The sequence below is a fragment of the Amycolatopsis sp. N2S4-7 genome (assembly GCF_058119595.1).
Map to the genome: position 1 here is coordinate 7757547 of NZ_CP172299.1, position 21879 is coordinate 7779425.

At 71.3% G+C, this 21879-nt stretch carries 25 protein-coding genes; 14 read left to right on the forward strand and 11 right to left on the reverse strand.

The window, feature by feature from the left end:
• Positions 1-296: 296 nt before the first annotated feature.
• The 4 genes from ACH54P_RS36810 to ACH54P_RS36825 all read left to right on the forward strand — a co-directional run bounded on the left by ACH54P_RS36810 (position 297) and on the right by ACH54P_RS36825 (position 6688).
• Positions 297-620 (forward strand): hypothetical protein, encoded by a 324-nt coding sequence (locus tag ACH54P_RS36810; RefSeq protein ID WP_489907898.1) that lies wholly within the window; start codon positions 297-299, stop codon positions 618-620.
• A gap of 1020 nt (positions 621-1640) precedes the next feature.
• A complete protein-coding gene (hpf, locus tag ACH54P_RS36815) occupies positions 1641-2327 on the forward strand; it encodes a ribosome hibernation-promoting factor, HPF/YfiA family (protein WP_489907899.1) in 687 nt (228 codons plus the stop codon).
• Between the two features lie 206 nt (positions 2328-2533).
• On the forward strand, positions 2534-5416 hold the full coding sequence (gene secA / locus ACH54P_RS36820) for a preprotein translocase subunit SecA (RefSeq protein WP_489907900.1): 2883 nt from the start codon (positions 2534-2536) through the stop codon (positions 5414-5416).
• Between the two features lie 57 nt (positions 5417-5473).
• Positions 5474-6688, forward strand: a complete 1215-nt coding sequence (locus ACH54P_RS36825; protein ID WP_489907901.1) for a cytochrome P450 — start codon at positions 5474-5476, stop codon at positions 6686-6688.
• A 135-nt stretch (positions 6689-6823) separates the two neighbouring features.
• On the opposite strand, the gene ACH54P_RS36830 is transcribed toward ACH54P_RS36825, so the two are convergent.
• On the reverse strand, positions 6824-7285 hold the full coding sequence (locus tag ACH54P_RS36830; protein WP_489916850.1) for an Rv3235 family protein: 462 nt from the start codon (positions 7283-7285) through the stop codon (positions 6824-6826).
• A 209-nt stretch (positions 7286-7494) separates the two neighbouring features.
• Between ACH54P_RS36830 and ACH54P_RS36835 the strand changes: the two genes are divergently transcribed.
• Positions 7495-7869, forward strand: a complete 375-nt coding sequence (locus ACH54P_RS36835) for an HAD-IA family hydrolase (RefSeq protein WP_489916852.1) — start codon at positions 7495-7497, stop codon at positions 7867-7869.
• Between the two features lie 4 nt (positions 7870-7873).
• On the opposite strand, the gene ACH54P_RS36840 is transcribed toward ACH54P_RS36835, so the two are convergent.
• Complete coding sequence (locus ACH54P_RS36840; protein WP_489907902.1) at positions 7874-8635, reverse strand: TrmH family RNA methyltransferase; 762 nt, start codon at positions 8633-8635, stop codon at positions 7874-7876.
• A gap of 125 nt (positions 8636-8760) precedes the next feature.
• Here ACH54P_RS36840 and ACH54P_RS36845 point away from each other — a divergent pair, with 125 nt between their 5' ends.
• Together ACH54P_RS36845 and ACH54P_RS36850 are read left to right on the forward strand one after the other, a co-directional pair.
• Positions 8761-10167: a WS/DGAT/MGAT family O-acyltransferase gene (locus tag ACH54P_RS36845; RefSeq protein ID WP_489907903.1), complete on the forward strand. Its 1407-nt coding sequence runs from the start codon at positions 8761-8763 to the stop codon at positions 10165-10167.
• Positions 10164-10655, forward strand: a complete 492-nt coding sequence (locus ACH54P_RS36850; protein WP_489907904.1) for a DUF6912 family protein — start codon at positions 10164-10166, stop codon at positions 10653-10655. Before ACH54P_RS36845 ends, ACH54P_RS36850 begins: the two co-directional genes overlap by 4 nt.
• Positions 10656-10889: 234 nt before the next feature.
• On the opposite strand, the gene ACH54P_RS36855 is transcribed toward ACH54P_RS36850, so the two are convergent.
• The 5 genes from ACH54P_RS36855 to rsgA form a co-directional block, all read right to left on the reverse strand.
• A complete protein-coding gene (locus ACH54P_RS36855) occupies positions 10890-11759 on the reverse strand; it encodes an NAD-dependent epimerase/dehydratase family protein (protein WP_489907905.1) in 870 nt (289 codons plus the stop codon).
• A gap of 59 nt (positions 11760-11818) precedes the next feature.
• Complete coding sequence (locus ACH54P_RS36860; RefSeq protein ID WP_489907906.1) at positions 11819-12571, reverse strand: SCO4651 family lipoprotein; 753 nt, start codon at positions 12569-12571, stop codon at positions 11819-11821.
• Positions 12572-12640: 69 nt separating this feature from the next.
• On the reverse strand, positions 12641-12763 hold the full coding sequence (locus ACH54P_RS36865; protein WP_489907907.1) for a hypothetical protein: 123 nt from the start codon (positions 12761-12763) through the stop codon (positions 12641-12643).
• Positions 12760-12978: a hypothetical protein gene (locus ACH54P_RS36870; RefSeq protein ID WP_489907908.1), complete on the reverse strand. Its 219-nt coding sequence runs from the start codon at positions 12976-12978 to the stop codon at positions 12760-12762. The genes ACH54P_RS36865 and ACH54P_RS36870 overlap by 4 nt, the downstream gene beginning before the upstream one ends.
• A 36-nt stretch (positions 12979-13014) precedes the next feature.
• The gene (gene rsgA, locus ACH54P_RS36875; RefSeq protein WP_489907909.1) at positions 13015-14037 is read right to left on the reverse strand and encodes a ribosome small subunit-dependent GTPase A; all 1023 of its coding nucleotides are present in this window, start codon (positions 14035-14037) and stop codon (positions 13015-13017) included.
• A gap of 173 nt (positions 14038-14210) precedes the next feature.
• On the opposite strand from rsgA, the gene ACH54P_RS36880 reads away from it, so the two are divergent.
• Both ACH54P_RS36880 and ACH54P_RS36885 read left to right on the forward strand, forming a co-directional pair.
• Complete coding sequence (locus ACH54P_RS36880) at positions 14211-14981, forward strand: SOS response-associated peptidase (protein WP_489907910.1); 771 nt, start codon at positions 14211-14213, stop codon at positions 14979-14981.
• Positions 14978-15586, forward strand: coding sequence for an alpha/beta hydrolase family protein (locus ACH54P_RS36885; protein WP_489907911.1), 609 nt, complete (start codon positions 14978-14980; stop codon positions 15584-15586). The genes ACH54P_RS36880 and ACH54P_RS36885 overlap by 4 nt, the downstream gene beginning before the upstream one ends.
• Before the next feature lie 6 nt (positions 15587-15592).
• Here the strand turns inward: ACH54P_RS36885 and ybaK are convergent, their stop codons facing one another.
• Entirely contained in the window at positions 15593-16069 is a 477-nt protein-coding gene (gene ybaK, locus ACH54P_RS36890; protein ID WP_489907912.1) for a Cys-tRNA(Pro) deacylase, read from the reverse strand.
• A 193-nt stretch (positions 16070-16262) separates the two neighbouring features.
• Between ybaK and ACH54P_RS36895 the strand changes: the two genes are divergently transcribed.
• Positions 16263-16886 (forward strand): sigma-70 family RNA polymerase sigma factor, encoded by a 624-nt coding sequence (locus ACH54P_RS36895; RefSeq protein ID WP_086858446.1) that lies wholly within the window; start codon positions 16263-16265, stop codon positions 16884-16886.
• The gene (gene rsrA / locus ACH54P_RS36900) at positions 16883-17203 is read left to right on the forward strand and encodes a mycothiol system anti-sigma-R factor (protein WP_003059781.1); all 321 of its coding nucleotides are present in this window, start codon (positions 16883-16885) and stop codon (positions 17201-17203) included. The genes ACH54P_RS36895 and rsrA overlap by 4 nt, the downstream gene beginning before the upstream one ends.
• Before the next feature lie 64 nt (positions 17204-17267).
• Here the strand turns inward: rsrA and ACH54P_RS36905 are convergent, their stop codons facing one another.
• Positions 17268-17342: a 50S ribosomal protein bL37 gene (locus tag ACH54P_RS36905; protein WP_098515123.1), complete on the reverse strand. Its 75-nt coding sequence runs from the start codon at positions 17340-17342 to the stop codon at positions 17268-17270.
• 99 nt (positions 17343-17441) lie between these two features.
• Here ACH54P_RS36905 and ACH54P_RS36910 point away from each other — a divergent pair, with 99 nt between their 5' ends.
• On the forward strand, positions 17442-17654 hold the full coding sequence (locus ACH54P_RS36910; RefSeq protein WP_489907913.1) for a biotin/lipoyl-binding carrier protein: 213 nt from the start codon (positions 17442-17444) through the stop codon (positions 17652-17654).
• 2 nt (positions 17655-17656) lie between these two features.
• Positions 17657-19177, forward strand: coding sequence for a sensor histidine kinase (locus tag ACH54P_RS36915; protein WP_489907914.1), 1521 nt, complete (start codon positions 17657-17659; stop codon positions 19175-19177).
• 411 nt (positions 19178-19588) lie between these two features.
• Here the strand turns inward: ACH54P_RS36915 and ACH54P_RS36920 are convergent, their stop codons facing one another.
• Positions 19589-19843, reverse strand: coding sequence for a WhiB family transcriptional regulator (locus ACH54P_RS36920; RefSeq protein ID WP_003059797.1), 255 nt, complete (start codon positions 19841-19843; stop codon positions 19589-19591).
• Positions 19844-20117: 274 nt separating this feature from the next.
• Positions 20118-21044 carry a diacylglycerol/lipid kinase family protein gene (locus tag ACH54P_RS36925; RefSeq protein ID WP_489907915.1) on the reverse strand — a complete coding sequence of 309 codons (927 nt, stop codon included), beginning with the start codon at positions 21042-21044 and terminating at the stop codon, positions 20118-20120.
• A gap of 326 nt (positions 21045-21370) precedes the next feature.
• Between ACH54P_RS36925 and ACH54P_RS36930 the strand changes: the two genes are divergently transcribed.
• The gene (locus ACH54P_RS36930) at positions 21371-21841 is read left to right on the forward strand and encodes a hypothetical protein (protein WP_489907916.1); all 471 of its coding nucleotides are present in this window, start codon (positions 21371-21373) and stop codon (positions 21839-21841) included.
• Positions 21842-21879 lie beyond the last annotated feature (38 nt).

Below are 21879 nucleotides of genomic sequence, written 5' to 3' on the forward strand. Positions count from 1 at the left end.
CCGCTCCTGCCGCCCCGGCGAGTTTCGGGCTGATGGGCGGCCCCGCCCCCGCCACCACGGCACGTTCCGGACTGGTGGGCGGCTCCGCTCCCGCCGCCCCGGCGAGTTTCGGGCGGTTAGCCGTTCCCGTTCGAGCGGGTGGGTCCGTGCCGGTAGCCCCCGCGGGCGGAACCGATACCGCGCTCTCAAGCGGGCCACCCGGTCGGGAGTGCGTTGCGGCCGTTCGCCGCCCGGCGAAGCCCTCGATCCGGACGATCTGCCTGGTCCCGGCCCCCAGCCGCCCCTCGGCGGCGCGGGTGCGCGGCGGCCCGCACGTCGAGCGCCTCGCGAACGCCGCGGCGAGCGTCCTGGCCGCTCGTGGCCTCGAGGTCGTGGTGGCTCCGGCGTTGGAGCTGTCCGGCAGAGCCCGCGACGCGGTCGGCCTCGACCACGCGGAACGCGCGGCCAACCTCACCGGCCGGCTGCGGTTCCGCGAGGCCGGGCGCCCGCCGCCGGGAGTCCCGGTGGTGGTCTTGGACGACGTGATCACCACGGGAGCCACCGCCGCGGCCTGCGTCCGAGCGCTGGCGGCGGAGGGTTTCACGGTCTCGGCCGTCCTGACCCTGCTCTCGGCCGGGTGATCCCATGGTCTCCCCAGGTGATGCGGCCGCCGTCGCAGCCCGCCGGTGCGGTGGCGGCAGGTCCCGCCACCGCACCGGCGCGGCGCAACCGGGCCGGTGCGCCCAGGTCAGGCGGCCGCCGAGCGCTCTCCGCGCGGTCTTCAACCGCCCTCGGCCACCACCGCGCCTCCGCACCGGCGCGAACCCGCGCGGCGTCCACCCGGCACTGCGGGCGCGGACCAACGGCAACCAACCCCGGGACCCAACACGGCAACCAACCCCGGGACCCACTGCGGCAACCAACCCCGGGACCCAACCCGCCAACCAACCCCGGGACCCAACCCGGCAACCAACCCCGGGACCCACCGCGGCAACCAACCCCGGTGGCCCACCGCGGCAACCAACCCCGGGACCCAACCCGCCAACCAACCCCGGCGCCCGCCGAAGCCACCCCGCCCAGCCCAACGAAAACCCCTCCGCCCAGCTCGCGACCAGGTGAACCAGCACGTCACCTACACGAGTGACATCCGCCGGGAACGCGAACGGCCCCGCGCCCGTTGTCCGGGCATGAGGGTGCGGATCACGACCACTCGGCCGCCACACCACTCCACCGGAGTGGCGGCTGTGCCGGACGGGGTCGTCACCCTCGGCGTCCACCAGTCGGCGATGATGCGCCGTCCGTGTGAAACCGAGCTGCGCGGACCGCGTCCGACCAGCGGGTGTTTTCTGGTGTCCATCCCGCGATCACTGCGCGGGGTGACGGAGTTCCATTCCCTGACATCCCCCGGCTCGGGGGCTGTTGTAACGGGCGTGAGGAAGCTAACGTGCTCCGCAATCAGCAATCCCCGCAGGCAGGGAGGTGACGAGCCCATGTCCCTGGCGCCGGAGGTGCGCTGAGTCCGCGCTCGGTCACCGGCACGAGACGTCGTGAACCGTTTCCGAGTTCCTTCTCAGCCCGCGAACCGGGCTTCCGTCCCCGCAATACCGGCGCCGTGTGTGAACACAACAGCTCGCAGTCATCTCAGGCGAGGGAGGTCGTGTATGGACATCGTCGTTAAGGGCCGCAACGTGGAGGTGCCCGACCACTATCGGGCGCTTGTCAGCGAAAAGCTGGCCCGGCTCGAGCGCTACGACAGGAAAGTCATCCGGTACGACGTGGAACTGTTCCACGAACCCAACCGACGCCAGGCCAAGAGTTGCCAGCGCGTCGAAATCACCGGAAAGGGGAGGGGCCCGGCCGTCCGCGCTGAAGCGTGTGCCGCCGACTTCTACGCAGCGCTCGATTCCGCAGTCACCAAGCTGGAAAACCGGCTGCGGAGGACGCACGACCGGAGGCGCGTGCACTACGGGCGCAGCCGCCCGGAATCGGTCGCCGAAGCGACCTCGGCACTGCCGGGTGGTGGTTCCCCGGCCGCAGCCAGTCCCGCCGCGCGTACCGCGGTGTTGGACGCACCCGAAGCCGAACCGCAGACGAACGGCTTCGCGAGTGCCGACGAGATCGACCTGCCCCAGCAGCAGAGCTGGGCCGACGACAACCTGGGTCACCAGCCCGGTCGCGTCGTTCGCGAGAAGCAGCACACCGCGGAGCCCATGACGGTGGACCAGGCTCTCTACGAGATGGAGCTGGTCGGCCACGACTTCTACCTCTTCAACGACTCCGAAGCGGGCCGGCCCAGCGTGGTCTACCGGCGGAAAGGCTTCGACTACGGCGTGATCCGGCTCGGCTGAGCCGGCTCGAAGGAGGCCTTGCCGGATGGCCCGCACGCGGCTCGCGTGCGGGCCACCCGCATGTCGGAACCTACGGCGTGTGCACACGACGCCCACCGTTCCCTACGATGGGGTGGGACGGTGGCGCCGACCACGGCTGCCGCCGCGGGAGAACCTGCCCGGGACCGGCCTGGGCGCGCTCATGATCAGCTAGTGAGGTCGACCGGATGGTGCTGAACCGCCTGCTCCGCGCGGGCGAGGGCAAGATGGTGAAGCGGCTGCGCAACATCGCCGATCACATCAACACCCTCGAAGACGACGTCAAGGACCTGACCGACGCCGAGCTGCGGGCCAAGACCGACGAGTTCCGCAAGCGGTACGCCGACGGGGAGTCCCTCGACGAGCTGCTGCCGGAGGCCTTCGCGGTCGGCCGCGAGGCGGCCAAGCGGGTGCTCGGCCAGCGGCACTTCGACGTCCAGCTCATGGGCGGGGCGGCCCTGCACCTCGGCCAGGTCGCCGAAATGAAGACCGGTGAGGGCAAGACCCTCACCTGCGTCCTCCCGGCCTACCTGAACGCCATCCCCGGCAAGGGCGTGCACGTCGTCACGACGAACGACTACCTGGCCAAGCGCGACTCGGAGTGGATGGGCCGCATCCACCGGTTCCTCGGCCTCGAGGTCGGCGTCATCCTGTCGGAGCAGCAGCCGGACGTCCGGCGCAGCCAGTACAACGCCGACATCACCTACGGCACGAACAACGAGTTCGGCTTCGACTACCTGCGCGACAACATGGCGTGGAGCCTCGACGACTGCGTGCAGCGCGGGCACAACTTCGCCATCGTCGACGAGGTGGACTCGATCCTCATCGACGAGGCCAGGACGCCGCTGATCATCTCCGGCCCGGCGGACCAGTCGTCGCGCTGGTACGTCGAGTTCGCGCGGCTCGCCCCGCTGATGAACGGCATCGACACCACCACGATGGGGTCGCGCGAGCGGGTCGAGAAGACCAACCTGATCAACTCGAAGTACCACTACGAGGTCGACGTCCGGAAGCGCACGGTGGCGGTCACCGAGAAGGGCGTCCGGTTCGTCGAGGACCAGCTCGGCATCGACAACCTGTACGAGGCCGCCAACACCCCGCTGGTCGGGTACCTGAACAACGCGCTGAAGGTCAAGGAGCTCTTCCACCGCGACAAGGACTACATCGTCCGCAACGGCGAAGTCATGATCGTGGACGAGTTCACCGGCCGCGTCCTGCACGGCCGCCGCTACAACGAGGGCATGCACCAGGCGATCGAGGCCAAGGAAAAGGTCGAGATCAAGGCCGAGAACCAGACGCTGGCCACGATCACCCTGCAGAACTACTTCCGCCTCTACGAGAAGCTGTCCGGGATGACCGGTACGGCCGAGACCGAGGCCGCCGAGTTCCACCAGACCTACAAGCTGGGTGTGGTGCCGATCCCGACGAACCGGCCGATGGTCCGCCAGGACCAGCCGGACCTGATCTACAAGACCGAGGAAGCGAAGTACGAGGCCGTCGCCGAGGACATCGCCGAGCGGCACGAGAAGGGCCAGCCGGTCCTGGTCGGCACGACCAGCGTGGAGAAGTCCGAGCGGCTGTCGAAGCTGCTGGTGAAGCTGAGCGTGCCGCACGAGGTGCTGAACGCGAAGCACCACGATCGCGAAGCGCTGATCGTCGCGCGCGCCGGCCAGAAGGGCGCCGTCACGGTCGCCACGAACATGGCGGGCCGCGGTACCGACATCGTGCTCGGCGGCAACCCCGACCTGATCGCCGACCACGTGCTGCGCGAGCAGGGCCTGGACCCGGTCGAGCACTCCGAGGAGTACGAGGCCGCCTGGCCCGCCGTCCTCGAGAAGGTCAAGGAAGAGTCCAAGGCCGAGGCCGAAGAGGTCCGCGAGGCCGGTGGCCTGTACGTGCTGGGCACCGAGCGGCACGAGTCGCGCCGCATCGACAACCAGCTCCGCGGCCGGTCGGGCCGTCAGGGCGACCCCGGCGAGTCGCGCTTCTACCTGTCGCTCGGTGACGAGCTCATGCGCCGCTTCAACGCGACGATGGTCGAGCGGGTCATGACGACCATGCGGCTGCCCGACGACGTGCCGATCGAGCACAAGATGGTCTCCAAGGCCATCAAGAGCGCGCAGACCCAGGTCGAGCAGATCAACATGGAGCAGCGCAAGGACGTCCTCAAGTACGACGAGGTCATGAACGAGCAGCGCAAGGTGATCTACGCCGAGCGCCACCGCGTGCTCGCCGGCGAGAACCTGCGCGACCAGATCGAGGGCATGCTCGAGGACGTCGTCAACGCCTATGTGGACGGTGCGACCGCCAACGGCTACGCCGAGGACTGGGACCACGAGAAGCTGTGGACGGCGCTGAAGACGCTGTACCCGGTCAGCATCGAGTGGGACGACCTGATGGAGGACGGCGACCTCGACGCGAGCGCGCTGCGCGAGGCGCTCCTGCAGGACGCCCGCAACGCCTACGACAAGCGCGAAGCGGAGATCAACGCGCTCGTCGGCCCGGACGGCATGCGGACCCTGGAGCACCAGGTGATGCTGACGGTCCTCGACCGCAAGTGGCGTGAGCACCTCTACGAGATGGACTACCTCAAGCAGGGCATCGGCATGCGGGCGCTGGCGCAGCGCGACCCGCTGATCGAGTACCAGCGCGAGGGCTTCGACATGTTCCGCGCGATGCTCGACTCGCTGAAGGAGGAAGCCGTCGGCTTCCTGTTCAACCTGCAGGTCGAGCGGGCCGAGGCGCCGCCCGCCGAGGACGCCGCCGCGCTGCCGGCCGGGGTCACGTCGGGCAACGGGCAGGCCGAAGGCCGACACGCCCGTCCGGCGCCGCCGCAGCCGCCGACGACCGACACCGAGTCCGTCCCGGCCGCCCTGCGCGGCAAGGGCCTGGGCGGTGGCGGCCAGCCGTCGGGCGTGACGCTGTCCGGTCCGGGCGAGGACGGCGAGGTCGAGTCCCACGCCGACGGTGGAGCGCAGGCCGCGGGCGGGGGCGGGGCGGCGTCCCGCCGTGACCGCCGCGCCGCCCAGCGCGACGCCGCCAAGAAGGGCAAGAAGGGCCCGCGCCGCTGACGTGCGGGCAACCGGGGCGTGCGGGTCTTCCGCACGCCCCGGTGTCATGAACGGGGGATGGCTGTGACGACGACGTCGGCGGATCCGCAGGAGTTCTTCGCGCTGTTCGCGGCCGAGCGGCGGCCGGATCCGTACCCGCACTACCGGCGGTGGCGCGAACGCCTGCCGGTCGCGGTGCTGGCCGAGCGGATGTTCGCCGTCAGCGGGCTGGCCGAGGCCACGCAGGTGCTGCGCGACCCGGCTTTCGGGCACCCCGAACCCGAGTACCTGGATCCGGCGGACCGGCTCCCGGACCAGCCGGTCGACGAGTCAGGACGCGTGGTCCGGGCGTTCCTGTCGCTGAACCCGCCCGACCACACGCGGCTGCGGCGGCTGGTGGCGAAGGCGTTCACGCCGCGGATGGTGGAGCAGCTGGCGCCGCGGATCGAGGAGCTCACCGCCGAGCTGATCGGCCGCGTCCGGGGCGGGTTCGACGTGATGACGGCGCTCGCGAAGCCGTTGCCGGTCGAGGTGATCGCCGAACTGCTCGGCGTGCCGCTGGACGATCGCGAGCGGTTCGCGGAGTGGTCGCACGCGATGGCGCGGGCGCTGGATCCGCCGTTCCTGCAGCGCCCGGAGACGGTGGAGCCGGCGGTCCGGGCCAGGCAGTCGTTCGTCGGCTACTTCCGCGAGCTGGCCGAGCAGCGGCGGCGCGAGCCGGGCGACGACCTGCTGTCGGCGCTGGTCGCGGTGTCCGACGCCGGCGACGCGCTCAGCGAAGGCGAGCTGCTGGTGACGCTCACGCTCCTGCTCATCGCCGGCCACGAGACGACGACGAACCTGATCGGCAACGGCGTCCTGGCGCTGCTGCGCCACCCCGGTGGCCTGAGCCCCGCGGCGGAGGCGCCCGACCGGGTGGTGGAAGAGGTGCTGCGCTACGACTCACCGGTCCAGCTGACGGCCCGGACGGCGCTGCGCGACACCACACTCGGCGGGCTGGCGGTCCCGGCGGGGAGCCAGGTGGTGGTGCTCCTGGGAGCCACCAACCGCGACCCGGCCGCGCGCGAGGACCCGGAGACATTCGCCCCGACGCGGCCGCCGGGCCGCCACCTGGCGTTCGGCCAGGGCATCCACTTCTGCCTGGGTGCGCCGTTGGCCAGGTTGGAGGGACGGATCGTGTTCCGCGAACTGGCCCGGCGGCTGCCGGAGCTGAGGCTCGCGGGAGCTCCGGAGTGGAACCCGACAACGACGTTGCGCGGCTTGTCGACGCTGCCCGTTGTGAGCGGCAAGTAGCTTCCCTCGACCGGAGCGGCGCGAGCGCGTTCGGTCTGCGCGGCGGGACCACCCTGGCCCGCGCTGCACCGGCAATCGGCACGGGCCCGCTCGGGCCGGGCTCCACCGGCGGGGATCGTGCCGCGGAGGCCGCCCTCATGCCGCCGCCCGCCCCTGCCGTCCGCCGGTGCGCTGCGGTTTCAGCAGCGCGAACCGCACGCAGCGCCAGCCCGTCGGCGTGCGGGTGAAGCGGGCCGCCAGTGCGAACGACCGGCCGTCCGCCTCCACGCGGGCGCACGCCTCGATCACGTCCGGCACCGGGGTGCCCACGTGGATCGTCTGCGTCCGGTGCCGCGGCCGCGCCAGGCGTGGCTCGCTGAGTCCCGCGTAGACCTCCGGCGCCACCATCGCGCGGATCTGCGTCACCGGACGGCGGCCGTCGTACGCCTCCAGCAGCATGTTCAGCAGGCGGCCCACCTCGCCCGCTTCGAGCTGCCTCGGCGCCGGGCAACGCGCGCCGCCGCTTCGGTGTTCTCGCGGTGTCATGGTCACCGGTTGTTCCGCGCGTCGCGGCGCTTCGTAGTCGACCAGTGTTCTCAAACGATGTTCCTCGATCATTTCCACCCCTCCGGTACTCGGCATTTCCCCACCTCCACCGCTTAGAGGCGGGAACCGGTCCGAAAGGCGACAGGAATCGCTCGATTTGGTGGAAAACTACCGAAGCGATGGATTCCCGGGCCCCGGTCCGCTAAGCCGACGCTGTTGCGCCATCCGAGACACCGCGTCGCGGCCACGGGGCTATGGTGTGCCGGGTGCTAAAAGGGTTATTGGTCGATTTCGCCGGAGTTCTCACCGATCCCGACGCCGGCCGGTTCTACGACTACTTGGCGGCCGCGCGCGGGCGAGGCGTCCGCACCGCGCTGCTGTCGAACGCCCCCGGGGCGTCGGACGAGGTCAAGAACACCATGTTCGACTATTTCGACGCCCTGGTGTTTTCGGGGGAGGTCGGCATCGCCAAACCGGACCCGGCGGTTTACCTGATCGCGGCCGACCGGCTCGGCCTGCCCGCCGTGAGTTGCGCGTTCGTCGACGACTCGGCGGCCAACATCCGCGGCGCCGTCCAGGCGGGCATGGTGGGGGTGCAGCACTGGTCGGTCGAGGAGACCCTCGTCGAGCTGGACGCGCTGTTCCCGGCCGGTTGAGCGCTCAGCGCGCGCGGCGGACCAGCTCGAACGCCAGCACCGCGGCGGCGGCCGAGACGTTCAGGGACTCGACCTCGCCCGGCATCGGGATCGACAGCCACTCCGTGACGAGCTCGCCGACCTCCCCGCCGACGCCCGCGGTCTCGCCGCCCAGCACGAAGGCCGCGCGCTGCGGCAGGTCGACGTCGAACACGGTCGTCTTCGCCGACGCGCTCAGGGCGTACAGCCCGTAGCCGGCTTCGGCGAGCATTTCGGCGGCTTCCCGCGCCGAGCCGCAGCGCAGCACCGGGGCGCGGAACGCCACCCCGGCCGAAGCCTTGACCACCAGCGGGTCCAGCGCCGCGACACCCCGGCGCGGCACGATCACGCCCTCCAGCCCGGCGGCGGTCGCCGTCCGCAGGATCATCCCGACGTTCGCGGGCGTGGTGATGCCGTCCAGCAGCAGCACCCGCGCCGGTGGCCGGCGGTCGGCCAGCGCGGTGTCGAGCGCGCGCATCCGCGGCGCGACGACGTCGGCGAGCACGCCTTGGTCCTGCTTCCCGTTCCCGGCGAGCACCTTGACCCGGTGGGCGCTGGCGCGCTGCACCGGCACGCCGGCGGCCTTCGCCGCGCGCTGGATCTCCGCCGCGCCGGGACCGCCGGCGGTGTCGGCGAGGATCACCTTGTCCACCCGGAGGCCGTCGTCCGCCAGCGCCTCCAGCACCGGCTTCCGGCCGTACACGGTCAGGAAGCGGTCCTTCGGCGAGATTGTCGACTCATCACCCACACCGGGCAGTCTTGCATCGAACCTCATTCAGCCGTCGACCGGCGCGAAGGTTGCGGCAGCCGGGCAGGTCGCGGCCCGTGGCGCCGGCCTAACCCGAATGAGGTTCGCTGTGTAAGGATCGCCCCATGCCCGACCGCCTTTCCGCGCTGGACGCCTCGTTCCTCTACGTGGAGGACCACGCGACCCCGATGCACGTGGGCGGCGTCGCGATCTTCGAGCGGCCACGGTCGGGGTTCAGCTACGCACAGTTCCTCGACCTCGTCGGAGCCCGGCTGGCGTACCTGCCGCGGTACCGGCAGCGCGTGCTCGAGGTCCCGGGCCACCTGGCGCGGCCGGTGTGGGTGGACGACGTCGACTTCGACCTGAACTACCACGTCCGGCGGTCGGCGCTGCCCCAGCCGGGCAGCGACGAGCAGCTGTTCGACCTGGTCGCGCGCCTGATGTCGCGGCGGCTCGCGCCGGAGCGGCCGCTCTGGGAGGCGTACTTCATCGAGGGCCTGTCCGGCGACCGGGTGGCGCTGGTGACGAAGACCCACCAGTCCGTTGTGGACGGTGTCGGCACGATCGAACTGGGGCAGCTCATCCTTGACCCGACGCCCGCCGAGCCGGAGCCGTTCGAGGACATCTGGACGCCGCGCCGCGAGCCGAGCCGCACCCAGCTGGTGCTGGACGCGATCAGCGAGGGCGTCCAGCGGCCGGGCGAGGTCGTGGAGAACGTCCGGTCGGCGGCGAACGACGCCGCCGCGGCCGCGGGCAAGTTCGCCGACACGGTCGGTGGAGTCGCGTCGACGCTGCGCACGCTGGTGCGGCCGGCGCCGCCCGGGCCGCTGAACGTCCGGGTGTCCGGCGGCCGCGTGTTCGCCGTGGTGCGCACCCGCCTGGAGGACTTCCGGAAGATCCGCGCGGCGCACGGCGGCACGGTCAACGACGTCGTGCTCGCCGCCGTCACGGGCGCGCTGCGCGAATGGCTGCTTTCGCGCGAGGAGCCGCTGACCCCGAACGCCACGGTCCGCGCGCTGGTGCCGCTGGCGGTCCGCGACGCCGACACGGCGGAGTACTCGACGCCGGCGCTGATCGGCAACCAGGTGGCCGCCTACCTGGTGGACCTGCCGGTCGGCGAGCCGAACCCGGTGCTGCGGCTGCAGCACATCGGGCACGCGATGGCCGAGCACCTCGACTCGGGCCGGTCAGTGGCAGCGCGCGGGCTGCTCAAGGTCGGCGGCTTCGCCCCGGCTACCCTGCATTCTCTCGGCGCGCGTGCGGCGGGGTCGCTGTCCGGGCGGATCTTCAACGTCATGGTGACCAACTCGCCGGGCCCGCAGGTGCCGATGTACGCGGGAGAGGCCAGACTGGTCGAGATGTTCCCGGTGATGCCGCTGATGCGCACCCAGGCGCTGGCGATCGGGGTGACGTCGTACCACGGCGGCGTCTACTTCGGACTCAACGGCGACCGCAAGGCCGCTTTCGACGTCGACCTCCTCGCCGGGATGATCGAGGAGTCCCTGGAAGAGCTGAAGGGTGCGCACTGGTGAGGGTCTATCTGCCTGCGACCATCGCGATGCTTCGCGACCTCGAGTCCTCGGGGGAGTTCCGCGCCCGCAGCGGGACGGCGTTCGCGCTGACCCCGGCGCTGCGCGAGGCGTACGTGAGCGGGTCGGACGAGGAACTGGAGTACGCGGCGCTGCTGGACGCGGCGCGCGCATCGCTGCGCCTGATCGCGGCGGAGGAGAAGGGCGAGCCCCGCCGGGTGGTGATTTCGGCGGACGTCGAGGGCGTGACGCCCCGCCCGGACCTGGACGCCCCGGTGGTCCGCATCGGCGGCCCGATCCCCCTGTCCGCGGTAGCGGCGATCCACGTCGACGCCCCGGAGGCCGCGGACGCGGTAGCCGCCGCGGCAGCGGTGATCGATGCGGCGGATCTGGGGGATCCCGATGCGGAGTTCACGCTCGGGGATGCCGAGGATCATGAGTTGGCTTGGTATGCGCCGCAGGAGCTGCCTTTCCTGCTGGAGCTGCTCTGAGGGTTGGGGCTGCGGTTCGGCCGTTGATCGGCTGGTCGTTGGCGCTGCGAGGCGAGTTGTCCACAGGTTGGATGGATTGTGGACAACTTCGGCCTACCGGAACCCTGCCAGGGAAGGGCGAGGGCTGTCTGGGGGCTGGGGCTCTGGCAATTCCGGTTCTCAGGCGCGGAGGCCGTGGCCGCGAGGGCATTCCGGATCGAGAGCCAGTGAATTCTCCATCGAGACCCCAGGACCTCACTCCGTGAACCACTCCGGCCCCGGAACCGGCCGTTCACACCGCCACCCCGTCGCCGCCGTCAGCTTTCCCGAGTCCACCCGCTGCGACCGTCCCATCGGCTCCGCCATCGGTAGCCGCGAGATCAGCCACTTCGGCACCGCCCGGGCCTTCCTGATCCCCGCCGCCTCGGCCATTGCCGCTCCCAGCTCGCCCTTTCGCACCGCTGGTGCCCCCACGTTGTAAACCCCGGCAGGCGCGTCCAAAGCCGCCACTGCGGCCGCTGCTGCGTCGGATGGGTGGATCGCCGTGGTCCAGTCCGTCCGGGAGCCCAGGATCAGCGGGGCTCCTCGCCGGGCCGCTGCCAGCAGGGCCGATGTCATCGGGTCCGGGCCCAGCAGCGTGCCGATCCGGAGGCGGACCACCGTCCGGTCCGTCAGGGCCGCCACGTTCGAGTGGGCCACCACCGAGGATGCCGTCACACCGCGTGGCCGGAGCGGAGCCTCCTCGGTGAGCAAGCGGTCGCCGCCGTCGGCGTACACGAACGAGATGCCCTCCTGGACGATGATCCGCACCTCTTCGACCTGCCGGACCGCCGCCGCCAGGGCCGCGGTTCCCGAAACGCGGACCCGGTCGTTCTCGGCCCAGGCCGATTTGCTCGTCACCTTCCGGGGGATCCGCGTCGCCAGGTTCAGCACCGCGTCGTGGCCGCGCAAGGCCGTGGCCAGCGAGGACGGCGAGAACAAGTCGCCCACCAGTGGTTTCGCGCCCGTCGCCTCGACCGCCGCCACGCGATCCGCGGTGCGCGCCAGCCCGCTGACCTCGTGCCCCGAAGCCAGCAGCCGGGCCACCGCCGGCACCCCCAGCACGCCGGTCGCTCCGATCACCATCACCCGCACGTTCGTCTCCCTTCGTCGGGGAGGGGACGAGACAGCGCCGGAAAACGTGACTAGCCCACTTCGCCCGCGGGTGGCGGCTGGACGTCGACCGGGACGCCCCACTCGGTGTAGCGGGTCGTGATCCGGGCTTCGGCGCCCTGGAGGATCGGCGAAAGGTCGAGCACGATCTGCAACGGCCGGTGCGTGTCGTCGAGCCAGAGCTCCACCGGGAACTTGCCGCCCACGCGCGCGGCCTCGTCGGCCGACAGGCCCGCGGGTAGATCGGCGCCCAGCCGGGCCAGCTCCAGTTCGACGCGGTAGTGCTCCGCGGCCACGCCGCCGAGGTCGGTGCGCTCCGCCGAGATGATCGTGCCCGCCGTCCGGACTTCGCCCAGCGTGTGCGCCGGGTCGTTCTGCGCGGCCAGCTGCGCGAGGCTGCCGCCGAGCACCTGCGAGAACGGGTCCGTGCCGTCCTGGGCGACCACGACCCACGGCTTCCCGGCGCCGACCTCGTCGCGCGAGCCCTCCGGCACCTTCGCGTACAGCTTCCCGGCCACCACCCGCAGCTCCATCGGCTCGCCGATGAAGTCGGTCGTCATCACCTGGGACGTCCCGCCGGCGCCGAACCGCGCCTGCCCCTGGCCCTTCGACCGGACCGAGCCGACGGCGACGTCGGTGCCGAACTTCGCCGAACCGCCGCTCGTGGTCGCCGCCGTGGCCGCGTCGGCCAGCGCCCGTGCGTCGGAGAAGGCGGGGGGTGGTGACGCGGGGGAGCACGCACCGGCGAGCAGGGCGAGCAGCAGCACGACGGCGGCTTTGCGCATGGGACAACCCAAACACAGCGGCTCCCCCGAACCCGTTCGGGGGAGCCGCTGCTACTCGGTGTCGCTCGGTCAGCGACCGGCCTTCTTCATCAGCTCGCCGAGGTCGACAACCTGGTCGGCGGGCAGCTTGGTGTACATGACCTCGTCGACCATGCGCAGCTCGGTGGTCTGGTCGGCCGAGGTGCTGGTCATCGAGAGCGCCGTCCATGGCCATCGCGCCGGTCGCGCTGAGGGTCTGGCCGCGGCCGAACCTCCATGGTGAACTTCGCCGACTTGGACGCCGGCTGGATCGCGTCGGTGAACGCCGAAGCCAGGCCGCTGCTGCCGTTGGCCTGCGTCCGGTCGCCCGCGGCGGCCGGTTCGGCGGTGCCGGTGGCGTTGCCGCTGCGGGCAGTGAGCGTGAGCACCGGCGCGGCCCCCGCCGCCACCCGGTTCCCGGTGCCTCAGGACTCTGTGGCGCGGGTCACTTCGTGTCCGCCGCGGGAGGCCAGCAGTCGTCGCAGCGACGCGAGCCGCTCGGGGCTCGCCTTGCCTTCGGTCACGACGTCGTCGAGCGCGCAGTCCGGATCCTCGGGCGCGCCCAGGTGACCGCAGCCCGAGGGGCATTCCTCGGCGGCCGCGGCGAACTCTTCGAAGGCGTCGACGATGTGGTCCGCCGTGACGTGGGCCAGCCCGAACGACCGCACGCCGGGCGTGTCGATCACCCAGCCGCCGTCCGGCAGCGGCAGCGCCACCGCCGCGACGGACGTGTGGCGCCCCTTGCCGACCCCGCTCACCACGCCGACGGCCAGGTCGGCGTTCGGGACCAGGCGGTTGACCAAGGTCGACTTGCCGACGCCGGAGTGCCCGACCAGTGCCGTCACGCGGTCCTTCAGCATCTCGGCGAGGCCGTCGGGCTCTTCGTCGTAGCGGGTCACGATCGCCGGGACGTCGAGGCCCGCGTACCCCGCGAGGAGCTCGTCCGGGCTGGCCAGGTCGGCCTTCGTCAGGCACAGCACCGGCTCGACGCCGCCCGCGTAGCAGGCGACGAGGCAGCGGTCGATGAACCCGGTGCGCGGCGGCGGGTCGGCGAGCGCGGTGACGATCAGCAGGCGTTCGGCGTTGGCGACGACGAGCCGCTCGAACGGGTCGGTGTCGTCGGCCGTGCGCAGCAGGGAGCTGGTGCGGTCGTCGACGCGGATGATGCGCGCGAGGGTGTCCGGCTTGCCGGAGACGTCGCCGACGATCCCCACCCGGTCGCCGACAACCACCGGCGTCCGGCCCATCTCGCGGGCCCGCATCGCCGTGATCACCCGGCCCGGATCGGCGTCGATCGCGCAGGTCCAGCGGCCGCGGTCCTTGCCGATGACCATGGCCGTGACGGCGTCGGCGTGCTCGGGACGGCGCTTGCTGCGGGGCCGGGTGCCCTTGCCGGGGCGCACGCGGACGTCGGACTCGTCCAGCTTGCTCCAGTCGTTGCGCGCCAAACCCTCGTCCTCTCGTGCGCCGGTGCCCACCCGAATGATCCCACGTCGCTCGCCACGGCCCTGGCCTGCGTGTAACGATGGCGTCCCGGACGTTTCCGGCTGTGTCACACCGGGGCTCCGCCCCGGGCCGGGGGCTCCGCCACCCGGAGCCCCTGAAGCAGGAGGAGGTTCGCATGTGCGGCCGCTATGCCGCGACCAAGGACCCGGCGAAGCTGATCGAGGAGTTCGACGCGATCGACCTCACCGAAGGCCACGCGCGCGCCGACCACAACGTCGCGCCGACGAAGAACGTGGTCACGGTCGTGCAGCGGCACCCGCGTGACGACGAAGGCCAGGTCCTCGAGGACGAGCCCGCCGAGCGCTCGCTGCGGATGATGAAGTGGGGCCTGGTGCCGTTCTGGGCCAAGGACCCGTCGGTCGGCTCGCGGATGATCAACACCCGCGCCGAGACGGCCGCCGAGAAACCGGCCTTCCGCCGCGCGCTGACGTCGCGCCGCTGCCTGGTGCCCGCCGACGGCTGGTTCGAGTGGCGCCGCACCGGCAAGGAGAAGGAGCCGTTCTACATGACCGCTCCGGACGGCTCTTCGCTCGCGTTCGGCGGGATCTGGGAGAGCTGGCACCCGAAGGACGACAAGGACGCGGCGCCGCTGATCACGTTCTCGATCATCACGACCGACGCCGCCGGGCAGCTCACCGACATCCACCACCGGATGCCGCTGATCGTGCCCCAGTCGCACTGGGACGGCTGGCTGGACCCGGACCGCGAAGACGTCAAGGACCTGCTGGTGCCCACGCCCGACGACATCGTTTCGTCGCTGGAGCTGCGGCCGATCTCGACGCTGGTCAACAACGTCCGCAACAACGGGCCCGAGCTGCTCGAGCGCGTCGACCCGCGGCAGCAGCTCGAGGACGAGGGCGCGCTGTTCGACGCGCCGAAGTCATGACCGCCCTCAAGATCGACACCGAGTACGGCCCGGCGCGGGTCTACCTGCACTGCGCCGAGGAGGGCGTGGCGGTCCTCATGCTCGGCCACGGCGCGGGCGGCGGGCTCGGCGCGAAGGACCTGGTCGCGGTGACGCGGGCGGCGCAGGCAGCGGGCGTGCACGTGGCCCTGGTCGAGCAGCCGTACAAGGTCGCGGGCCGCCGCGCGCCGGCGCCGGCGAACCAGCTGGACACGGCGTGGCTGACGATCGCCGACAACCTGTCGGCGCGTTTCGACTCGTTGCCGTTCGTGTTCGGCGGCCGGTCGTCGGGGGCCCGGGTGGCCTGCCGGACGGCCGCGGCCGGGCAGGCGGTGGCGGTGCTGTGCCTGGCGTTCCCGGAGCACCCGCCGGGCCGGCCGGAGAAGACGCGCCAGCCGGAACTGGACGCGGTCGAGGTCCCGGTGCTGGTGGTCCAGGGCGAGCGCGACCCGTTCGGGCGACCGAAGCCGGGACCGCACCACGAGCTCGTCCTGGTCGACGGCGACCACAGCCTCGGCAAGGACCTGGAGACGGTGTCACGAGCGGCGACGGAGTGGCTGTCGCGGGTGTTGAGGCCGCTCAGCTGACCCGGTTCAGGCGCCGATCGGCGCCACGACCGCGCCGGTCAGCCGGATCAGCTCGGCCGGGGCCAGTTCCACCTCAAGCCCCCGCCGCCCCGCCGAACAGAACACCGTCTCGAACTTCTCGGCCGATGCGTCGATCACCACCGGCAGCCGGGTCCGGTGGCCCAGCGGGGAGATCCCGCCCAGTACGTAGCCCGTCGCCCGCTGGGCTGCCGCCGGGTCGGCCATCTTCGCCTTCTTGCCGCCCGCCGCGGCGGCCAGGGCCTTCAGGTCCAGCTGGCCGGTGACCGGAACCACACCGACCACGAGGCGGCCGTCGACCTCGGCGACCAGCGTCTTGAACACCCGGGCCCGGTCCAGGCCGAGCGCTTCCACGGCCTCCAGCCCGTACGATTCCGCCCGCGGGTCGTGGTCGTAAGCGTGCAGCGTGTGCGCCACTTTCTGCTTCGTCAAAGCCGCGGTCGCCGGGGTGCCCTTGCCAGCCATGGGCGGAAGTCTAGGGAATGCCCACTGCACCCGATCGGTTGTACGGGGCGTGACCACAACGCTCGCCACCACACGCTCTCGCAGCCGTCGCCGCCCTGAGGCACCGGCGAACCGCGGTGTGCCCGGCCCCCGCGTAAACTCGACGTCGCCGTATGCGCGCACGCGCATCGACGCCGAGCGGGAAGGGAACGGTTTGCCGAGCACGCAGAACTCAGCGCCGGAAGAAGCGACCGAGGCCGAGCGCGCCGAGCGCTTCGAGCGGGATGCGATGCCGTTGCTCGACCAGCTGTACTCGGCCGCGATGCGGATGACCCGCAACCCCGCCGACGCCGAGGACCTGGTCCAGGAGACCTACCTGAAGGCGTATGCCGCTTTCGCGTCGTTCAAGGCGGGCACGAACCTCAAGGCGTGGATGTACCGCATCCTGACCAACACCTACATCAACGGCTACCGCAAGCGGCAGCGGCAGCCGGTGCAGCAGCCCACCGAGGAGATCACCGACTGGCAGATCGCCAAGGCGGAGAGCCACACCTCCAGCGGGCTGCGTTCGGCCGAGGTCGAGGCGATGGACAACCTGCCCGACACCGACGTCAAGGCCGCCCTGCAGAAGCTGCCCGAGGAGTTCCGGCTGGCCGTCTACCTGGCCGACGTCGAGGGCTTCGCGTACAAGGAGATCGCCGAGATCATGGACACCCCCATCGGCACCGTGATGTCCCGCCTGCACCGCGGCCGCGCCCAGCTGCGCGACCTGCTGGCCGACGTCGCGCGCGAGCGCGGCTTCATCCGCGGGGCCCAGGAAGAGGTGGCGGGGCGATGAACGACATGTGCGAGGGCGCGTCCGACAAGGTCCGCTGCGAAGAGGCGCTCGCCGACATCTACCTGCTCCTCGACCGCGAGTGCAGCCCGGAGCGGGACGCCGCGTTGCGCGCCCACATCGAGGACTGCCCGCCGTGCCTCGAGGAGTACGGCATCGACGAGCACATCAAGCAGCTGCTGGCCCGCAAGTGCGGCGGCGACCACGCTCCGGCCGAGCTGAAGAGCCGGCTGCGCGCGTCGATCCGCCAAACCGTCGCTACGCGCGGCGGCGTCACGGTGGAGCGCACCGAGATCACCCTCGAGCAGCGTTCCGAATAGCGCCCGAGCACGACGAAGGCCCCCGCACCGCGTGTGGGGGCCTTCGTCATGCCGACGCCGGGAATCAGGCGTTGGGCTTCTTGCCGTGGTTCGCGCCGTTCTTCTTGCGGTCGCGACGCTTGCGGGCGCGCTTCGACATGTTCACTCCTCGTCGTCAAAGCTGGTCAACCTCTCAAGTGTGTCATGACGTCCCGTTCTGGTTGGATGGGGTGGTCGGGCGAGTGCGAGGAGGGTGTCGATGGCCGAGATCAGGGCCGAAATGGTCGGCACCGTGCTGCAGGTCGTCGCGGAGCCCGGCGCCGCGCTGAACGCCGGCGACACCGTGTTGATCCTGGAGTCGATGAAGATGGAGCTGCCCGCCGTGAGTGAGAAGGCGGGCACGCTGACCAGCCTCGCCGTGGCGAAGGGTGACCGGGTCCAGCAGGGTGACGTCCTCGGGACGGTCGAGTAACCGTGTCCACGCTCGCCGAACTGCTCGCCGACAACACCGGCCTCCCCGGGGAGGCGGCGGACCACCTCCAGACCGTCGTCGCCGAGTGGCAGCTGCTGGCCGACCTGTCCTTCGCGGACTTCCTGCTCTGGGTCCCGGTCACCGAGGAGCTGCAGCCGGACGGCGGCGACTTCGTCTGCGTCGCGCACGCGCGGCCGACGACGGCGCCCACCGCGCACCCGGAGGACGTCGTCGGCACCCGGTTCACGGTGGAGGAGCACCCGCAGCTGGCGAAGGCCATGCGCGAGGTGCGGATCTGCCGCGAGGAGGACCCGCACTGGTACCGCGACCTGCCGATGCGCCGCGAGGCGATCCCGGTGCGGTTCCACGACGACGTCATCGCCGTGATGAGCCGCGAGACGAACCTGGCCGCGCCGCGCGTGCCTTCGCCGCTGGAAATCGCGTACCTGGGCAGCGCCGGCGACCTGTGCCAGATGATCGTCGACGGCACGTTCCCGCCCAGCGGGTCCAACGCGACCGACACGCACACCTCACCCCGGGTGGGTGACGGCCTGATCCGGCTCGACTCGAGCGGCACGGTCGTGTTCGCCAGCCCGAACGGGTTGTCCGCCTACCACCGGATGGGGCACGAATCCGACTTGGTCGGCACGCGGCTGGCCCCGCTGACGCGGTCGCTGATCCGCGACCCGTTCGACGCGACCGAGGTGTCCCACCGGATCATCGAGGCCCTCGACGGGAAGCCGTCGAGCCGCACGGAGGCCGACTCGCGGCGCGGCGCCGTCGTGCTGTTCCGCGCGCTGCCCCTGCGGCCGGCCGGGCAGGCGGCGGGCGCGCTGGTGCTGGTCCGGGACGTCACCGAGGTGAAGCGGCGTGACCGCGCGTTGCTGTCGAAGGACGCGACGATCCGCGAGATCCACCACCGGGTGAAGAACAACCTGCAGACGGTGGCGGCGCTGCTGCGCCTGCAGTCCCGCCGGACGACGTCGGAGGAGGCGCGGCTCGCGCTCGCCGAGTCGGTGCGCCGGGTGACGTCGATCGCGCTGGTGCACGAGGCGCTGTCGATCTCCGTGGACGAGCGCGTCGACCTCGACAAGCTGCTCGACAACGTGCTGCCGATGGTCGGCGAGGTCGCGACGGCGGAGTCGCAGGTCGGGCTGTCGCGGAAGGGCTCGTTCGGGGTGGTGGTCGCGGAGATCGCGACGCCGCTGGTGATGGTGCTGGCCGAGCTGGTGCAGAACGCCATCGAGCACGCCTTCCCGGCGGGCCGGTCCGGCAAGGTCGAGCTGATCGTGGAGCGTTCGGCCCGCTGGCTGGACGTCGTCATCCGCGACAACGGGCGCGGCCTGCCGTCGGGGTTCTCGCTGGAGCGCTCGGACGGCCTCGGCCTGCAGATCGTGCGGACGCTGGTGGAGTCCGAGCTGCGGGGCTCGCTGTCGCTGCGGAAGGTGCGCGTGGAGGAGTCGTCGACCCGGGCGACCGGGACGGAAGCCGCGCTGCGCATCCCGCTTTCGCGCCGTCTCTGACTGTTTCGTCGTACCTGGGCGGACGACTCGCGTACTCGGACGGGTATCACGCGTGCCTGGAGGGTCGGCTCGCGTGCCCTGGAAGGTGGGCCGCGTACTCAGACGGTCGGCTCCGCGTGCCCGGGCGGTCGCTCGCGTGCCTGGGGAGGCTTCTCGCGTGATTGGCGGGGCATCACGCGTGATTGGCGGGGCGACACGATGAAGGCCCGGCACCTGGTGCAGAGGTGCCGGGCCGTTCAGCGCTTCGCGGGAGGACTTGAAGTCCCGGTGAGGTTTCACCGCACCCGTTGCCAGGTGGTTTCACCCCACTTGTTAAGCTCGAACCGGGCAGGTATCACCCCAGACGGCGAAGGCACAGCAGCGCCCGCCGGGAGATTTCCTTCTCGGCTCGGTGTTTTAAAGCTGTGAAATTCAGGCGTTGGTACGCGTGCCGATGTGCGTACGGCGGCGCTTGAGCGCGCGTCGCTCGTCCTCGCTCATACCGCCCCACACGCCCGCGTCCTGGCCGCTGGCCAGAGCCCAGGCCAGGCAGTCGGAAGCGACGGTGCAGCGGTGGCACACGGCCTTCGCCTGCGTAACCTGCGACAGAGCCGGACCGCTGGTTCCCACCGGGAAGAACAGCTCGGGGTCCTCGTCTCGGCAGGCCGCGTCGTGGCGCCAGTCCATGTTCGTGAGCTCCTTTATATGGCGCGGGAGGGCCGCGCCAACAGTCGTCATGGCGGTCGTGTTCTTGGGTGCTTGTGAATGCTTTCACGAAGCACCGCTTTCGACAAGGGTTTCTTGGAGATCGGTGAGTCAGGTCACCCGGCCGAGCGACCCCTCTGACCTGCGGTTTCTCTCCGAAACAGTCGACCGAAGGGAAGGCTGATGCGCTGAGTGGAGCTTCTCCGTCGACGAACGGCACCTGGCACTTTGCCGCAGGCGATCAGCAATCTCGGCGTCACACGATCACTGTGAGTGCATCCGGGACGCTGAAGAATTCCACTCTGGTCCGCTGGCCGACGAGGTCGCCGTCCACCTGGAAGTTTACCGGTTCAGCTGCGTCGATGCGGATCATCGGCAGGTCATCGTGACGCACGAGACGCCGGCCGCGCTGGTTGCTCTTCGTAGCCAAAGCGTGGCGTACATGCTTGAACACGGTGGGCAACCCCAGACCGTTCAACGCGAACAAACCCAGTCCCGTCTCGAACGAGCAACCCGGGTTGAGGTGGATGGGACGCTCGCCCAGGTAGCTCCACGGATCGGTGTTCGACACGAAAGCGGTCAGCGCCTCGGCGGGTTCCTCGCCCGGGATGCGGATCGTGAGCTGCGGGCGGCCCAGCGGCGGCCGGAAGTAGGAGCGGACGGCGGCCCGGAGGTACAGCCCGGCGGTGGTCTGCTTGCCGCGGCGCTTCGCGACCCGGCCGACGACGTCGGCGTCCCAGCCGAGGCCGGAGTTGAAGGTGAACCAGTGCCCGTCGGCCAGGCCGAGGCCGACCCGGCGCGAGCGGTTGTTCTCCAGTGCGTTGAGCAGCTGGTGGGTGGCCTCGACGGGGTCCGCGGAGATGCCGAGGGCCCGCGCGAAGACGTTGGCCGAGCCGCCGGGGACGACGCCGAGCGCCGGTACCGGCCCGATTTCGGCCGGGTCGCCGTCGGCGTCGGCCAGCAGGCCGTTGACGACCTCGTTGACCGTGCCGTCGCCGCCGTGCGCCACGACCAGGTCGATCCCGTCCCGCGCGGCCGAGCGGGCGACGGCCATCGCGTGGCCGCGGTAGTCCGTTTCGACCACGTCGAGCTTGACCTGGCTGGCCAGCGCGTGCGCCAGCACGTCCCGGCCACCGGCTGTGGTCGACGTGGCCTGGGGGTTCACGACGAGGATTGCGCGCACCACCGCAGGGTAGGTGACTTCCGGCGGCCCGAGAACCTTCCGGCGCCGCATGGTGACGGGCGCAACCCCGGGAACCAGCACCTTCGAGACCTTGTGCCTTCGAGACCCTGTGCCGGCCGCCTCCTTCACGCGCGAGTGTCCGCTCGTCGTGACAAGTGCACCCGGGCCGACCGCCCGCTCATCGACGACACCTGAATTTTCGACGCCCGGGCGGTCCCGCGAAAACGGCCGACCGGGTGGCATACGATCGAAAGAGCTCACGCACGGTGACTCGCCCTGGTGGAGTCCACTGTGCTCCCGCAAAGCACCTCCGGAAGGCCGCCGCAGTGAAGCTCTCGCCCGCTCCCCGCGAGGTCCGGCTGGCCGGCGCCGTCACCGCGGTGCCGTCGCTCGCCCTGCTGGTGTTCGGGGTGGTCGTGCTGGTGAACGGCCTGCGGTCGCCGGCTCAGCCGGGCAACAACGTCTTCGTCGAGTCGGGCACGTTCATCGTGGTCGCGCTGGCCTTCCTGGCCGCCTCCGCCGGGCTCGTCCTCGGCCAGACGTGGGCGCGCTCGCCCGGCGTGGTGATCGCGCTGATCGTGATCGGGCTCGGCTGGTACCTGCTCGGCCCGTCCGGCGAACCGGCCTGGGGCGTGCCGGTCGCGCTGCTGGGCATCGCCGCGCTGGTGCTGCTGTTCCGCCGCCCGTCCCGCGCCTGGGCGCTGGGCCTGCGCGAGGGCGAAACGGAGACGGAGGCCGCCGAACGCGGCGGGCTCGCCGGCCGCCGCGCCGAGCGCGAAGGCCACGAAGAGGACTGACCCCGGATCCGGCGTGATCAGGCCCGTAACCGGCGAGA